9 protein-coding genes are annotated in these 17,043 nt (G+C 59.8%); 5 read left to right on the top strand and 4 right to left on the bottom strand.

Annotation, left to right across the window (positions count from 1 at the left end; all coding sequences use genetic code 11):
* Positions 1–599 precede the first annotated feature (599 nt).
* From G8A07_RS06955 to G8A07_RS06945, 3 genes are all read left to right on the top strand, one after another.
* Complete coding sequence (locus G8A07_RS06955) at positions 600–5,153, top strand: hypothetical protein (protein ID WP_195796331.1); 4,554 nt, start codon at positions 600–602, stop codon at positions 5,151–5,153.
* 478 nt (positions 5,154–5,631) lie between these two features.
* Positions 5,632–6,744 (top strand): DUF262 domain-containing protein, encoded by a 1,113-nt coding sequence (locus G8A07_RS06950; protein WP_195796330.1) that lies wholly within the window; start codon positions 5,632–5,634, stop codon positions 6,742–6,744.
* Positions 6,741–7,688 carry a hypothetical protein gene (locus G8A07_RS06945; protein WP_195796329.1) on the top strand — a complete coding sequence of 316 codons (948 nt, stop codon included), beginning with the start codon at positions 6,741–6,743 and terminating at the stop codon, positions 7,686–7,688. The genes G8A07_RS06950 and G8A07_RS06945 overlap by 4 nt, the downstream gene beginning before the upstream one ends.
* A gap of 317 nt (positions 7,689–8,005) precedes the next feature.
* On the opposite strand, the gene G8A07_RS06940 is transcribed toward G8A07_RS06945, so the two are convergent.
* Positions 8,006–9,913 (bottom strand): UvrD-helicase domain-containing protein, encoded by a 1,908-nt coding sequence (locus G8A07_RS06940; RefSeq protein ID WP_195796328.1) that lies wholly within the window; start codon positions 9,911–9,913, stop codon positions 8,006–8,008.
* Positions 9,910–11,835: an ATP-dependent endonuclease gene (locus G8A07_RS06935; protein ID WP_195796327.1), complete on the bottom strand. Its 1,926-nt coding sequence runs from the start codon at positions 11,833–11,835 to the stop codon at positions 9,910–9,912. The genes G8A07_RS06940 and G8A07_RS06935 overlap by 4 nt, the downstream gene beginning before the upstream one ends.
* Positions 11,836–12,259: 424 nt before the next feature.
* Between G8A07_RS06935 and G8A07_RS06930 the strand changes: the two genes are divergently transcribed.
* Positions 12,260–13,852, top strand: a complete 1,593-nt coding sequence (locus tag G8A07_RS06930; RefSeq protein WP_249937341.1) for a DUF6035 family protein — start codon at positions 12,260–12,262, stop codon at positions 13,850–13,852.
* Positions 13,853–14,061: 209 nt separating this feature from the next.
* Positions 14,062–14,982: a hypothetical protein gene (locus G8A07_RS06925; protein WP_195796325.1), complete on the top strand. Its 921-nt coding sequence runs from the start codon at positions 14,062–14,064 to the stop codon at positions 14,980–14,982.
* Between the two features lie 385 nt (positions 14,983–15,367).
* Here G8A07_RS06925 and G8A07_RS06920 read toward each other — a convergent pair whose 3' ends face one another.
* The gene (locus G8A07_RS06920) at positions 15,368–15,733 is read right to left on the bottom strand and encodes a hypothetical protein (RefSeq protein ID WP_195796324.1); all 366 of its coding nucleotides are present in this window, start codon (positions 15,731–15,733) and stop codon (positions 15,368–15,370) included.
* 418 nt (positions 15,734–16,151) lie between these two features.
* Complete coding sequence (locus G8A07_RS06915; protein ID WP_195796323.1) at positions 16,152–17,021, bottom strand: hypothetical protein; 870 nt, start codon at positions 17,019–17,021, stop codon at positions 16,152–16,154.
* Between the last annotated feature and the right edge of the window lie 22 nt (positions 17,022–17,043).

Raw genomic sequence — 17,043 nt, 5'->3', positions numbered from 1 at the left:
CTAGATGTGTTGTTTTTTGCTGCTTTGTCGCCATCTGCAACAAAGCCCCCCCCCCAGATGCCCAGTCCGGAGAGCTTCGCCGATTCGGCGTTTCGAGGAGCCCGCGAGCCCCTGTGCGAACCAAAGTGGTCGACGCGCGCCGGGCGGTCAAGGGCGGTCCGGTCACGCTGGCCTCCGTGCTTTGGCAGGACATCGCGAAGTGGGCGCCCATCGTCAAGGTGTGAGAGGCGCATGCGGACTGAGCCACCCCGGTGTCGGGTCGCGCGCTCATCTACTCAGCCATTACGCGCAGGTCATTCTGGTGAGGGACGAATCGACGGCATACACGGCGGTTGATAGCCCGCCCAGATTCCATCATTTCAGTCGGCCGCTTCTCGCAGGTTAGCTTTATGGGCAGACCGGCAGAAGGGAGCCTTAAAGTTTCTGTAGTGAACCAGGGGTTTCTGAAAGCCATTGGAGCGCCGGCGGCGCGCCTGCAAGATGGCTACATCAGGAAGTGCTCGAAGAACATGGATTGGCGCGAGGGCCCTACACGCAGTGAATCCGCAGCGGGCTAAAGGTCGTCGCGGACCGATGAATAGCAATTGGGGGATAGGCCTATGAGCCTGGCAGGAAAGCGGTCAAACCGAGGGGACAGCTACCAAGTAGCAGTGGCAGCATGGGAGGTGCTATCTCTCATTGATGAAGGTGCCGACGCTTCGCTAGAGCTGGACGCGACGTTTCTTATGGGCGATGGCAAGGCAATCGCCGTCGATGACATCGTTTTGACGCGTGCGGACGGCTCAAAGGTTTGCTTCCAGTCCAAGAAAAACCAACCGGACTTCGCCGTGTGGAGCGTGGAAGTCCTTGCGAAGGAGCTCCGTAAAGTCGGTGAAGTGTTGGCGGCCGAGCCGAACGTGGCAGTCCGCTTCGTTAGTCGGGGTGACTTTGGAGAGCTGGCGAAGCTCATTGAACTGGCTCGCTCGCAGTCGGACGAGTCGTCATTGCGCACCGCCATCGGCGCGAATCTCAAGCGTGCTTCCGCTCAACTCGATGACATCTGGCGAACCCATTTCGCTGGCGGCTTGCACTCTCTACACGCCTTTCTGACCAGAATCCGTTGCACGCCCATGGGCGAAATTGAGGACATTCAAGCGCTGACGAAGGAGCGACTGCGTCGGCTGGTCTCGCGGCCTGACGATGCGTTCAACGCGATATGGACAACCCTCGACAACCTTGGTTCTAACGTCTCAGCTGGCCAGGCAACCGCATTTCGGTCTCGGATTACAAGAGATGAGCTCATCGCATTGCTGAGCGAGGCCGGCTGTGAGCTCGTGCCGTCGCGCGCAATCGCCGAGATTTCCCATTCGCTGCACCTGTTGTCCGCAGTTGGCAGGGACTGGCACCGAGACATTGATGGCGAGATTTTCGACCGGAGCGCAGTCGAGGAGCTACGGCAGGCCATTGATGGCGGAGAGAAGAAGGTTGTCCTCACGGACGGTCCAGGGGCGGGGAAGACGTGCGCCCTACTCACGCTAATGGACGTTCTTGAGAAGGATGGGAAAGCGTTCCCAGTTTTCATTCAGGCGCGAGAGTTCTCCAAGGAAAGAGACCCAGCGGGGCGCAGCGCCATGGGCATGCCAGAGAACCTGCCCTACTTGGTCTCCGCAATGTCGGAACAGAAGCCCGTGGTCGTCGTCGTCGATTCGCTTGACGTCCTGTCTCTCGAGCGGGACACCACGTCGCTAACGTTCTTCCTCGGCTTGATTGAGCGGCTGGCAAGAATTCCCAACACGACGGTGGTAGCTGCCTGCCGAAGCTTCGACCTCAAGTACAACTCCAAGCTCTCCCGGCAGACTTGGAGTCGGCAGGTGACATTAGGGCTACTCGACTGGGACACCATGGTCGTGCCACTGCTGAACCGATGGGGGGTATCGCTAGAGGGCATCGCTCCGTCCATCCGCGACCTCCTGAGAAACCCAAGAAACCTAGCAATCTTCTGCGACGTTGCCAAAGCTGGAGGTCCGACCAACATCTCAAGCGCATACAGCCTAACCCAGGCCTATCTGAACGCCGTTGTCGTGAAAGACGAAGAACTCGGTCGACCCGCCTTTGAAGCACTCTCGAGCATGGCGAAAGAGATGCTGTCGCGGCGCAGCCTTACCCTTCCACGAGGAGCAATCACTCTCCCTGATAGCACGGTGTCCCGCCTGCTCAGCTGCAATGTCCTGGCCAAGAGCAGTAGCGGCCAATTCCAGTTCGGGCATCAAACGCTGCTTGACGCTTTGGCTGTGAAGGGGGCTGTCGACCAAGGGACGAGCTTAAAGGACTTCATCGTCGCGCTTCCAGCTGTACCTTTTGTACGTCCCACTGTTCGCGCCTTCTTCGACCACCTTTTCGCCACAGACCCCTCCGGATTGCGGAAGCAGCTCAGAGCGGTTTTTGCCAGCGACGCCGCAGCTCACATCAAGTCGTTGCTCGTTGAGCTTCTGGCCGAGACCGTGCCAACGACCAATGACCACAACCTCGTTCAGCACCTGTACCGAGAGCACGCGCCCCTATTCCGAAAGTTGTACTTCTCGTCGACATCAGCCGATTGGTATGAGCTTTGGAAAGCCAAATTTCTACCCCGCTGGATTCAGGAGTCGAACCGCGAGTGGCTTCAGACTCATACGAGGACTGCGAGACGGTGGGTAAGCCACGACCCGCAAGGGGTTCTTGCGCTATGGACACTAGCTGCAAGCTCTGATTGGTTCGACGGCCAGTCGGCTAGGGACACGCTGGCCTACGAGCTAGTGCGAATGGAAGGTGTCGACTGGACTACCTTCCGACCGCTCATCGAACTGCTGGCCTCGCTCCCTCACACCGGGGTGCATGACTTCCTCGCGGACGTCATCAAGAAGTTCGTCCAAGCCACCAACTCAGGCGACGACCTCCTTTGGGAATACATCAGCGGTGGGGTCACTCGCGAGAACGTCGAACAGTATCGCTTTGGTGGAGCGCTGCGCCTGCCGCACGCATTCTCCAATCGGGATTTCCTCAGAAGCCGACTGGCCCAGTCAGACGAGCTTCTAACGGCAGCCATTCAGAGCATGGAAGCTTGGGATGAGATGCGGCGGCGTCCCGAAGACCCGGCGGGACGGTGGTCGAGCCACTTCATCGAGCACACCTCATTCGAAGTGCGGCGCACCAATAGGCCTGTTCGCAGTCCGTCCGAGGCTGATGGCATATTCATGGATGTCGAGCAGGCTGTAATTTCTCGCGCCAACGGAGCGAGCACGTGGTGGGTTAAGAACGCTTCTAGCGTGTGCCTCAATCCATGCGGAGCAATCCGATACATGGGGATGGCTGCCTTGACGCATCGGCCACAGGGCAACGAGACTGTCATTCGCCAACTGCTCATAGAGTCCCGACTCTACGAGAGCGACGACCTCTACGAGGTCGGTGAGCTCATCAGCGCGGCACTTCCTGCCGTCCCCGATTTGGCTCCTGATGTTGAAAACCAAATCAGCAGGTGGCATCAAGCCGTGGGGCACCATCGCCCGGGCTGGGTGGCATCGAAGCTGTTCCTGCTTTTAGAGTCAATTCCTGCCCCCCTAAGGTCAGAAGCTACGCAGGCGGCAATGAATGCGTACCTAGTGGCGCATGAGCGGCCCATTCGCACGCCCTCCATTCGCGCCTTCGGTGGATGGGTTGCCCCCCCGTTCAGTGTTGCCGAACTCTCCGCCTTGGGTGAGGACAAGCTCATTGAGCTACTGCAAGGAACGGATGGCTTGGGTCGGCATCACAGCGAGATTTCGAGCCTAGTTGGCGGACGGTCGTCGGTTGTTGCACAGATGGTGTCCGTTGCTGAGCTACGTCCGCAGCATTACTTGAGGCTTCTTAGGAAGCGCTGGTCCGAAGTCGCCAGCGACTACCGCGAAGCCATCTTTGACGGCGTATCGACGTACATCCGGCGCGCTAGAGGTGAGCTTCAAGCGTCAAACGACTGGGCACCCGAGCATGCCGATGCCAATGAGCTTGCGGCAAGTCTCATAGACGAGATGGAGCATCACTCGTCCGTTTGGGTCAACTCGGGAGCCGTTGGCAGCGCAATGGTTGCATGCGCTCATGTCGTTGCTAGCGACGATGCACTAACGCATCGACTCACGTTCATCGCAACCACGCTCATCAGTCGGCTCGCAACCGCCGAATTGACGCCCGTCAGCGATGACCTTCTTTCTGAGGTGCTGAACAGCACACCCGGCCAGGTCGCAGATGCCCTGATGATTCTCGCGACCGAGCATGTCGAGCTGAAGAAGCCTATACCAACCTTTCTACGTGCCCAGTTGATGCGGTTGCTGCAGGTTGGGCTTCCTCATGTCTCGGCCGGCGTGCTTCGGCGGCTGCCTTACCTGAACACCCAGGTTGATTTCGGGTGGGAGCTGTACGAGTGTGCCGTGGCTGTAGACGATGACCGGGTCTACGCTCACGCCGATGACTTCATCTACTACAACTACGCCCACCACTTCGACAGGCTGTCTCCATTGCTTGACCGAATGCGGTCCTCAGCCAGGGAACCGGCGCTCGAAAGTTGGGGGCGCCTCACCGCTCTAGCCTCATTGGATGGCCGGGTCGAGCTCGGCGCCCTGCTTGATATGCTGAAGGAGCGCGAGAGTGACGAAGCTTGGCACGGTGCAGTCACAGTGTGGACCTCCAATGCAGGGGCACCTCTACACCAGGCGGCTTGCTTTGCCGGACTGGAAGCGGCACTTGAGTTCGGCCCAGAGGATGTTGGGAGGGACCTCTCCCGACTTTGGCGGGATGACGAGAAGCCTATCCGAGTCCCGGCGTCGCTGGTTCGCTCCGTCCTTCAGCGCCAAGGCGCCTCCGGCCCATCGGTAGACGTGTTTGGAATGGACGAGTGGTGTCGTGCGTTGGGTGACACTGATTTGGACATGGCCTTGGAGGTTCTTGAGGCCATGGCTCCATCGATGGCGCCAAACCAGTACTCGTATGGCGCAATGGATGCGCTCCCCACGCTGCTCACAGCTCTGCTGAACGAGGCGCAGGAGCGCGAAGAAAGTGACGGACAGGCAATGCTCCAGCGGGTCGTTCGCGTTCAAGACCAACTCTACGCAATCGCAGGCGACACAATGACTGAGTGGCTCGAGGAGGCCGAGCGTCCGTCGTGAGCTGTTCGTGCTTGGCGGTAGCTAATGGCGAAGATTCGCAGGGATACAGCTATCGACGTAATACCGCTTCAGTCCCCGCCGGACGTGTGTTGACAATGCAGTTCCACTGTCTTCTTCGCCCGCAGGACAACGGGCGCATCAATCATCCGGCCGTCGAGCTGAACCGCAGCGCCCGCTGCCCCTCATCAGCGCGAACGACCTTCGTCGCCAACTCAACATCTTCTTGTGTCGGAGCAGGCGGTGCACGGCCGCAACCTGAGCTGGGACCTCCACTGAGTCGCAATGCTAAGCATCACCCCGGACATAAAAAAACGACACCCTTCCGGTCGCAGAGCAATGACACACGCAACAATTAGCGCGCCAGAAGAGACACACCACGTATGCCAACGAATCCGGCAGACAGCAGGGCTCATCCAACAAGCGCCAAATGATGCCGACCTAAAAATGCCGAACCACAAAATACCAGTATGAGGACAGGATGACGAAACCCGGAAAAACACTTGCTGGTCAAGCAAGCATGGCAAATATCTTGGAGCGATTCCTCAAAGCCCAAGACCGCCTCGTTTATCAAGCCGCCGACCTTTCTCTTTCATCCCTATCTGGAATGCTCTCCAGCGCTGCGGGCGGCAAATCCGCAATCGACTTAGAGCCTGACTTTCAACGGCGAAAGCGGTGGACCAAGGAAAAGCAATCCGCCCTGATTGAATCTTTCCTCATGAACGTGCCGGTGCCACCGATATATCTAGCGGAAGATGCCTATGGTCAATACTCTGTGGTCGATGGAAAACAGCGCCTCACGGCAATTCATGCATTTATGTCAGGCACCCTAAAACTCAAGGGACTGGAAACATTCAAAGAAATCGAAGACTTTGGCTTCGAAGAGCTCCCGAGCGACCTTCAGAATGCCCTGAATATTCGGCCATACGTTCGAGTTGTCACCCTGTTGAAGCAATCGGACCCTTCGCTGAAGTTCGAAGTATTTACCCGACTAAATCGAGGCGGAGAACAAATGCTCCCTCAGGAGCTACGCAAGGTTGCCTACAGGGGAGGCTTTAGCGACCTAATATTCGAACTTGCCGCATCGCCATTTCTCCGGCAGCAACTAAAGATACAAAATGACCAGTCTTCCGCATATGTTCAGATGGAAGATGCCGAGTATATTCTGCGATTCTTTGCACTTAGCGAATCCTGGAAGCACTTTTCCGGCGCACTAAGGGATGAGCTCGACAACTGCATGGTGCGCCACGCCAAAGACGAGCAGCCCGCTTTGGATTCTGCAAAGGCCCGCTTCAATCGCGCACTGAACGCGTGTCAATATATTTGGGGTGACAACGCATTTCAGAGATACACAGGAACGGGGTGGCGAGACCAGTTCCTCGGCGGTGTATTCGACGCTGAAATGATTGCAGTGAACGAACTGACCGATACGGAATTGCAAACGGCAATGACCAACCGACAACAAGTGGTTGCAGGCACATCACAGCTATTCGCGAACGCGGATTTCTCAAAGGTCGTTCGTCAAGGGACCAACACTCCGTCTTTCGTACGGGCTCGAGTCACGGCAGTCTATAACCTCCTCCAAAATCCGTGAGCGCGGCATACGCGGATTTTGCGGCCACCCTCCAGGGGCTGCGCGAAGAAGCGGCGGAGCTACCCCCGACTGTCAGTGTTGCGGTCACCGCTCGCAGCGCGGCGCATCTCCGCCTAAACGGATTGACTGTGGCTGCCTTTTCGGCGCTCGAGGACTTTATTAAGCGGCGCGCACACGAAGTAGCCTGCTGGTTAGGCAAGAAAGGTGTCACTTTTGACTGGCTACCACCTTCACTCCAATCTGAGATTCTGATTGGAACTTTGAAAGGACTTCATCATTCCTTAGAGCGAGCAGACAAGTCGGACCGGGATGTGATGATTCAGCTAGAGGCGCTTGTGCTTGCACAAGCGGGGGAAAACACCCCATTTAGTCCTTCCAAGTATTTTTTTGGGCATTCAACCTCAAACCTATCTGAAAGCATTATCAAGACTCTAATAAAAGCTTTCGGATACAGTGATGCAGACGCAGCCATGGACGAGGTCGCACGACAGCTATCGTATCCACACCTGGGTCGCGTCATGGAGCAGTTTACGATTTTGGCAAAGAATCGACACACGGCAGCGCACGCATTCCCAGCTGACTATCGAAGAGCGGACTTCGAGGCCGACGTAAAAATTAAGCTTCCGGTTTTGGCAGCATGTTTTGACACATGCATTAGTCAGGTTGCGCTGTTGATTTTAAAAAACTTTAATGCCGGGGTTGGGCACACATTTAGCCAAACCGGTTTTCTAGAAAAAACAGCGCAAATACGTGTAGCCGAATGGGATTCAGCAAAAAAGGGCTGGAATGAGCTTTTGCATGGAAAGACCGTGAAACAATCTTCAAAGAGCGAATTCCAACGAAGGCTGGTTCAATTTCGACTACAAACGTTGGCTATAGGGCATACGGTCGTTGTGAAAGATGAGCGCGGCCTAATACGCGATTGGATTCAGCCGCTAATCTAGTTCACAAAAGCCTCTAGCGTCAGGCGCAGGGCATGCTTTAACCAGCCCAGTCTGGACCGACTATCGACTGTACGTGCGCCACAAAGAGTCTTACGACACCTTCTTCCGCCGAACGGCAGGTGCGGCTATTCGCATCCCGCGCGATGGAGACGGCGTTTTCCAATCCCCAGTCCCGTGAGAAGCAACAGGTCAAGGACCTCTTCGACCAGTTCCGCGTGGAGGCTAGTCGAGCGGTTTATTCCCGCGCGGTATTCCGAACTGCGCGCATGGAAATGCTCGACGGGCAGGTAGGTGAGGCACCCGGTTGCGGTTCCTAACTAGGAAAGCTCCTCAACGGCCCAACCATTTTTCTGCAATGCCGCTACGCAGTCTGCGGTCACCCGTGCTTTGTTGACAGCCAGGCATAGCAAGCTTGTTGGTCGTGACATTGCGACGTAGAGGTTTCGGAACTGCGAGAGCCCGGTGTCTGTCATCCTCGGGTCTCGCGGGTTGAGGTTGGCCAGGACCGGTAGGGCCTGTGCCAGGTCAAACTGGTTGCCTCGATGTGCGACCGACTCCAGCACAAGCGTCGCCAAGTGGGTTTCGCCCTTCATCGACGCAACGGTGCCTATCTCGACTTCTATGAAGCGCCCCTTGTGCTCGACACGGCACAGGCGGTGGCTGACCTCTTGCTCAGGCGCTATGACCGGCGCGGCGAACACTGGCAGTGAGGCGAACTTGGCGGCCGACAGGCCCTTGGGCAGGAGCGGCGCGAGGTAGTCGTGGAACAGTTGGACTGCTTGTAGCCGTCCTGCTACGGTGGCGCCAAGGCCTTGCTTCAGCGCGAGCTCTCGCACCAGATGCCGTACGGGCATCACGTCCAGGTTGGCATCAGTGAGACGCCGCAAGAGCTGAGATGCGTCGCGTAGCCCGTCGATGTGCGGTACCTTCGCTGCACGCAAGACAAGCAGTACGGCACGCTTAGCATCCATCGCGCGGTCGTGCATCGGGATGCCATTGACCCACGGCTTTTCCACTTGGTTGAGCAGCGCCCAAAGACTGGCCGCACGACCACCGCGCGGGGTGTCTGAGTACGACGGCCAGTAGTCGAGCAGCGTCCTGCCGGGCGACTGCTTGGCTTCACTCTGCTTGCGAGCGCACAGCGCCTTGACGGGTCGCTGGTGCACCGCCTCCTCGCTGAAGAGGTCAATGACGCGCGTGCCGAAGTAATTGAGGACGTGTCCGACTCGTTCGGTTGTGTACATCACGAGCATGGGCGGATGAACGTCAGCTGCGGTACCGATGACGGCCGGGCCACCGATACGGACTCCTGAGACCGATTCCGCAATCTTGGGTCCGAATCGTTTACTGGTGCTGATGGGCAGCGCCTTGGCGGACGGGAAGCTGAGCTTCGCAAAATCGCCATTGCCTACCAGGATGCGCTGATTGACGTCGCCAAACCGTTGCACCACGACGCTGTCGTTGAAGAGCTTCGCCAGCAAGGCTTCCTGGTCCCAGGACGTATCCTGCATCTCGTCGATATAAACGAGCGGGAATCTGCGAGAAAGCTGGTCCTTGATGCCCGGCAATTTTGCGAGCAGCTTTTCGGCGAACGTGAACATGTCGGCGTACCGAAAGACTCCTTCAGCGGTCAGTTGCGCCTTGACGGCTTCGAGGATGGGGCGGCAGGCTCCGGTCTTAGGAACGTCGCCATTCTCGGAGGTGAGGTCGAGGTTCGGACCTCGGTAAATGAGGCCGCCGATGATGTCCTTGGCGTTCGCCTTGTGCTGCGTCCATCCCCAGACTGGCTTGTGCCTCAGGGCAAGGCTGAGCGCTCTTCGTTCGAAGACATCGTCGTCGATGACGTCGACGGCCCGCCCCTCGCTTCGCAGAGCAGGCAACGCCAGGAAGCGGTCCACGAAAGCATGGATGGTGCCGATGAAATGCGGATGGGCAAGCAGCCTCGAGCCATCGGGCGTGGCGCCGAGGCGGCGCTGAATCTCCTCGCGCGCGACGTTGGTGTGACTGAGCACGCAAATGCCGCGTTTATCGTGGCGCCATTTCCGCGATAGCAGCAGGAGCTTGGCAACCAGGACGCTGGTCTTGCCGCTGCCCGGCGCTGCATTGATGTCGCTGGAGTCGGCTGCAAGCAGGACTGCTCGCCGCTCAGCATCGGAGAAGTCCAGGTCCTTGGTGAGGGACTTGAGCTCAGCCAAGTCTTCCTCGGTGATGGCAGGGATGGTCATGCGCCCCCCGGCGTCTTCGTCAGCCAATTAAGGGCGCGCTGCAGGTAGGGCGGCAGCTTGGCAAACAGCTCTTCACCAGTCCCGTACTTCTCTGTCGCCAAGAGGTAGCCGGCGTACTGCGCAGCTACCGCCTTCGAGCCCTTCTTTGTGGCCAGCGGCTCGTAGACACGAGCGGCCAGCTCGTCCTCGGACAGTCCCTCGCACTTGAGTTGCACCCAGGCGTCATGCGCGGCCGCCGTGGCAAGGACTTCCTGTTCTTCGGTGAGGCGCTCGTCGGCGGCCTGCGCCTTCACCGCAAGCTGGATGGCTGTGAACATGAGCTCGCCGCAGCCATAGCGTGCCAAGTCGAACTCGAAGGTCCAGCGGTCCGAGACACAGACGATGGTCCTGTCTCCGGCGGCTCGGTCCACCTTGGACTTCACGTGCGCTGCGAGCGCCTCCGGCTTGAAGTCCTTCTCGAAGCGAGGCTTGCCGTTCTTCGGCGGGGACACGTAGGTCGCGACATCCGGGACGACGTCCCGGTCGGTCAAGCAGACCACTGGGATTGGGACAACCTTGCCGTCGGTGCGCTGGAAGATGCGGGCGTAGTGGTACAGCCCAATCCCGCCAACGTTGACCACCGCCAGTCCGTGCTTCGAAAAGGACTTGCCGCAGGCCTTGGCCAGCGCGGGAAGCAGGAGAGCCTCTGCGGGACCTTCGACGACGGCGACGCCTCGCGCGAAGAACAGGTTGGCCTTGGTGGCATCCAGGAACCGACGCAAGAACTCGTAGTCGTTCTTCTGAAGCTTGGTCTTCTCATGGGCAAGCGGGAAAAGCTGGCCCTGGTACACCAAGGTCATCGAAGCGACATCAGCGCCTGCTGCGAGCGAGGGGCTGTGGGTGGTCATGATGACCTGGACGGGCCGCTTGCCTTCGCCGGTGCTGGTGGCGCTTTGCTCGAGCAGTTCCTGCACTCGTTCCTGCAACTGCGGATGGAGATGGGCCTCCGGCTCTTCAATGAGGAGGAGGGCTAGTTCGTCGCCGTCGCGCAGCAGCACCAATTCAGTGGCCATAAACAGCGCGTTGTTGTATCCCAGGCCGCGGGGGCAGCGTTCGTCCTCATGGATGCCGGCTGACGGCAGTAGGCTCAGCTCAAAACGCTCGAGGATGGGTTGCAACGATAGGTCGGGCGCAATTTGAATGCGGGACTTCAGTTCGTCGCCGTCGAACGCGAATTTGCTGAGGTAGTGCTTGTTGATGTCGTCCTGCACTCCCTTGATGACGGGATGCTTTCCTAGGTGGTACTGGGCGTAGGCCATGAGGCCGACGAGCTTTTCGGGCCGCTTTTCAGCATCCTTGACGTTGAAGTCGTTCTGGTCTTGGCCTTCGATGCTCTTGTGGGCGGCCAGAATCTGCGAGAGCCGCGACTGCCGCGCAGGCTTTAGTTCAGCTTCGGCATCACGCAGCGGCCGCAGGTAGGTGGCGCGAACAAGCTCTCGAACCGCATGGCCTATCTCCGGCCCGTTGCCATCGCGACCGGTGCGCGTGATGACGTCAACGCGGGCGCGCTTGCCGTCCTTTGGTGGTAGCCAACGAGCCTGCATGTGCACGATGAGATTGCGGCTGCCATCGGGTTCGTAGGTGAGCCACTCGAGCACTGAGGCTTCTTGGTCCGGACTGAGGTCAGCCAGCGTGGCTTCAATGAACATCGTCTGGGTACGAACGTCACCCTTGATGTGAAAGTCCTGCTCGAAGAGCCTCACGAACTCGTAGCTCGTGGTCCACAGGACGTGCCGGATGGCGTCGACGACCGCGGTTTTGCCAGCATCGTTCTCACCGATGAGGATGTTCAGACCCTTTGACAAGGTCCAGTCCAACTGCGGCGCGGTCTTGCCGTCGCCAAAGGCGCGGAAGTTCTGCGCGCGAATTCTCTGAAGGTGCATGTTTTCCTATCCCTGTGTGATGGTCTGGGCCGTAAACCGGCTTCTGCAACTGACTGTAACGGCACCGGCGGGGCCAGGTCTTGACGAAAAGAGGCGGCCGCAGGCCGCCTGCCGGGTACGAACCGAAATGGCGCGCCATTGCGCCTTGACGCAGGCGATTCGGCGTTCGTAACATGGCCTCACGGTTCAAGCCGAACCGTGGGCTCTGGGCGCCCAGCAGTGCACGCACCAGCTATGGCTGGCACGGTGAAGTCCCTGGGATTCAGATACCGGCTTGGTGAACTCTCGGAAGCCGGACAACGCGTGCCGTCCTTGTGTGCTTTCGCTTTGGAGCTCATCAATGGCCATCCCAGACCGTCCGGCGCCTGGCGCTGACGCATACCCTTCCCCAGCCGCCCAAGCTGCCGCGCTACATGCGTTCTTGGTGGTGAAGAACCCTCGCCTGTCTCCAAAGCTGTCCGAAGACGCCATCGCAGCGTTGGCGCCCAAGCAGTTTGAGCCGGTGAAGACGCTGGCGCGCCGCCTGCGCCCCGTGATGGCGCGGCTCGGCGTACGCATGAAGCACACGCCAGCCCTCGAGGCGGCCGCCCGGATTCAGGGCCAGTCCAGCTGGCACGAGGCGCCGGCAGTGTTTCGTGCGCCACCGCGCACGTTCGGCGCTGTACCCGGCTCCCCGTTTCCCCGTGCGCGTGGAGACTGCGCCGTCGAGAAGCCGGAGGTGGCCGAGGTCTTGGACCGCTCGACCAGCCTGTTCGAGCGGCACTGCGATGTCATCGGTGACGACTGGGCGGCGGCGCTGCAGTTGCGCTTGGAGGTGCAGACCAGCCTTGACGTGAACCCGCGGTTTCTCTGCGCCCAGTGCTTCACGCCGGTCTACTTGGTGTCACGGCACGACGCTAAGAAGCTGTTTTTCCGGCACACGCTGGAGGACGGCCGCTGTGCTGCGGTCACGCGCGGCCATCTGTCGCAGGACGAAATCAACGCGCGTAAGTACAACGGCGTCAAGGAAAGCTGGCTTCACATCGAGATGAAGCGCTGGATTGTCGAGTGTCTGCGTGCGGATGGTCGTTTCACGGACATCGCCGTCGAGGAGCGATGGACTGGAGAGGTCACAGGCGCCTGGCGCAAGCCCGATGTGCGTGCGGTCTTCAATGGCATTCCCATCGCCTTCGAGGTCCAGCTGTCGACGACCTACCTGAATGTCATCGCGCAGCGTCGCGAGTTCTATCGACAGGAAGGCGGTTTGTTGTTCTGGGTGTTTTCGCAGTTCAGCATGGATGCCCGCCGGCTTACTCAGGACGACGTCTTCTACAACAACAACCGCAACGCGTTCGTGCTCACCTCGGAGACCCGCGACCGGTCGGTGCGGCAGAAGCGGTTCATGCTCGAGTGCGTCTGGGCGGAGCCAACGGCGGATGACGGCGTCGAAGCGCTCCAGCGAGAGGCAGTGCCCTTCGACTCGCTCACCCTCGACCCCGCGACACAGCGCGCCTATCACTTCGACTTCGATGGACAACGTAGCCGCTTGATTCAGCAAGCTTGGCGGGATATCCAGCGCCGACGTGCAGCGTTGCGCGAGCGCTTCGACGCGTTCTACCTGGCGTACATGCCTAAACGGTCGTTCGACGACCGCGCCTGGCAGGCGCTATACCGCGACATCACGGTCGAGGGCCTTCAGTTCCCACACCACCCGGGCTACCTGCCGACAACGCTGCTGAAGGCGCTGTACTCCGCCAAGTACGGCAGGGTCTTTGGCTGGAGCTTCCCGAACTTCATCCAAGTTGCGCACCACATGGTGCCGGGCAACCGGGGGCACCTGCACTATTTCCGGCGAGCGCTACAGGCATACAACCGAGCGGACCTCATGCGACGTGAGGACCACTCGGGCAAGTGGGCGGCCAAGGTGCTCGAGTACAAGGCGGCCATCAAAGCTGGTGACCCCACCTACGCGCCGGACACGGAGTACGACGACTTGGTGGAATTGCTGTTCCCCGAAGTGATGGCTGCGACGCTGTAACGCGGATTGAGGGGGCGCGGCCTCTTGCACCCGGGCGGTCTCTTTGTTACATTTGAGGCTTAAGGCCTAGCCGCCTGAGCATCGAGCAGCTCATACCAGCTTTCTCCCGTTTTCCTGTTCCGTTCTACCAACCCCTCCCACGCAAATCTGCCTGGGCGTGGGCCTGTGTAATTTGCTCGACTGGTCCGCGCTGAATCAGGAGCTTTGCCATGGCTGTTGGTATTACCGACCTCGCTCATTCCCTTCGCAAGAACTCTGCTGCGTCTACGGCGTCCATCTCGCTGAGTCACGGTCAGCATCTGGTCTGCGCCACGTTGGGCCACAAGTCGCTCACGTCCTTCCAGGCTGCGCAGAACGCTGAACAAGAGCCCCAGTCGCTCGACGCCGTCCCGCACGTGGTGGCCGACTACGACCTGCTCGTTGAGCGAGCAGCTGAACTGAAGCTTGAGCACCCGCATACCGAGCTGCGCAAGCTGATGACAGCCGCCTTCGCAGAACGCCTGCCGGGCACGAAGCTGCACAGCAGCTACGACGGCTTAGCGGCAGAGTTCCATGACCTCGTTCAGTACGCCGTGTTCTCGGACGACCGCGTCAACGAAGAGATGGCCAACGCCAACTACGACGGCGTCGACGAGGTTTACCTGGAGAACGACCTTGAGCCGGACAAGGCGACCATCGAGCAGCCGTACACCGAGACCATGCCGGTCCAGGTCACGCTGGGTCTGGACCTTGAGCGCCCGTACAGCGGCCACCAAATCAAGTGCCAAGCTGCGGTAACGACGGTGCGCCTTGGCCGCCGCTGCTTTGAGGCGCCGGAAGTGGAGGTGTTGTCAGCAGCTCTCGACCGTGACTGGGGCGACGAAGATGACTCCGCGCCGGTGAAGACCATCGCGGAAGCCCTGGCAGAAGAGCTGGGTATCTCGGTGGCCGAAGCTGAGGAGCTTGCTGACGCCGAATCTATGGAGCTGACCGGGCACTCTGGCGAAAGCTTCTCTGGCTATGAGTTTGATTTCACCCGGTACGCGTCGCCGAAGCTGGCTGCCAAGCTCATGAAGAAGCGCGGCTCGCTGCAACTGCGCGTCGGCCCTTGGTTCTACGACGGAGTCCGCAACCCCGACTTCCCGAACTAAGCGGTAGCTGTACCTGGGCCGCCATGGGTAGCCTGGGTGCTTTGCTTCAGCAATACATGACCGACCTCGGTCACGACCTATCGGCAACCGCGGCCGAAAGCGCCTGTCGCGTCCTTGGCCTGCACAAGGCCGGCGGGTCCAAGCCGTTCGGCCGCAATCTCGGGGCTGCCTTGGCAACCAAGGTCCGACCACGTAGAAGGCTGCGCGATTGTGGTTGAGCACCACGACAGGTGCGGCGATATTCCGCCCTGAGCACGGCGGCGAGGTTCGTCTTGAGCTCCAACATGCTCACGGCATCAGCAAGAAGAGCCTCCATGTTCAGCTCCAGTTCGTGGATGGCACGGTGGTCGACAGCTTCCGGTTCACTGCGGTCAGGGGGAACAGCCTAGTGGACGCAGAGCCAGCCAGCGCGAGTTAATCCCATGCGAGCTAGGTCGAACACCGTGTCTGACACGTTGACCATGACATCCGCGCACCACCCCATCGTCAGGCGCTCGGCCATTGCCAAGCAGACACCCGCCGGTCCGGGCTTGCCAACCAGGTCGTACACGCGCCCTGACACCGAAATGACGCGCGCCTCGAACGGGTGGACGCCTGCGAGTGGCGAAGACACACGACCACGACCAGTCAGCTGATTCACGCCAACGGCATGCAGTGAAGGACATCCAAGCTCTGGCAGGAAAAGCATGAACACTGCCCAGGTCCGCAGTTCCACGTATGGCTCCTCGAGTCCAGTGGGCAGGTAGGTCATGTGTAGTTCCGGGTCAAGCTGCAGGAGTAGCCCACTCGACCCGAGAGTCCGAGCGTTCGGTTCGTGAGAAGCGCTCAAGCTGCACGGTCTGGAAGCCACGGCACGACCGCGACTGGGTAGCCCAGTTCATCGTCAGGCAGGTCAGCCTCATCGGGCAGAGGGGAGAACGTTGAGCTTGGGGACCCGCAAAGCCGACAGTGCGTAATCCGATAGCGGGTTTCCTCATCTAGGTTGAGCAAGATGGTGCGCGAGGCAGCTTCATGAACCACCCCACATCGCACGCACTTGCAGACCTTCATCTCTGTGCCCCTCTTGACCCTCGACGTTGACCGCCGCATTTCCCAGTTGCCAGAATCTTGGCGGCAAGTTCGGACCTGCCCCGTTTCCAGCTCACACACGCCAGCTGGCTCTTGCGCCGTCACTCAATCGAACTTGCGCGCACGACGAGATTGAAGCGCCCGGTCACCCAGCAGCGATACCGCTGTCCTTCTTTCAGGTCCGCGAGGTTTGCGATGCCAGGCGTCTTCGACGTCACGCAAAACATTCGACCGTCGTCGCTCATCAGGTGGGCAAGCCCAAACCCGGGCAAGACCTCAAAGACCTCGGCTTCGACGAGGCGGCCACGCACTGCCGATGCGGCCGGTGTGGAACTGCCGCAGCTCCCAGGGGCCTCATCACCGCGGAGTCCGCACAGCCCCTGCTCGCTGAACTCACGAAGAGCGACTGCCTCTAGCAGCCCGTCCACCGCGGCAGCTGCAAGGGCGACGGCATCATCGGAGGGGACCGTACTGCGCAGCATCAGCTCGACGTCTCGCGAGGTTGGGGCGCTCCCATCTGCCGCATCGACCAACTGGTCTAGGAGTGCGTTGGGGTCGTTCAAGTCGATGACTTCTGAACAAGGGAAGACGCGCATCACATCTGTGATGGCCTCCGTCGTCGCCTGCTCGCGGTCCGAAGCCTGTGTCGCGATGTCGAGCAGCAAAAGGCACCGCGGCACTTTGAAGACGGTTGCGTCGGTGCAGGCAGATAGCCGCGCCATCGCCTCTTCCCTCGTCACCTCCCCAGTGACCGCTACCGCGAAGGTGAGGCAGGACCCTTGAGATTCCGTCACTGCTGCGTGCGCCTCACCCACGGGAGCCGTGGACTCCACGACCATGCTTTCTAGCGTCATCCGGCGAACGAGTTCTTCGGGAGCGTGATGACCCTGCCCGCTCGGCTGGGCGACCCGCGCCTTCGCTGCAGCGATGAGGCGCCGCTGTCGTCCGTTCGGTTCGAACTTGGTGACCATCTCGGCTCCCGCGTCTCTCGGC

The sequence above is a fragment of the Roseateles sp. DAIF2 genome (assembly GCF_015624425.1).
Taxonomy (GTDB): Bacteria; Pseudomonadota; Gammaproteobacteria; order Burkholderiales; family Burkholderiaceae_C; genus Kinneretia.
This window is presented reverse-complemented; position numbering and strand designations above follow the sequence as displayed.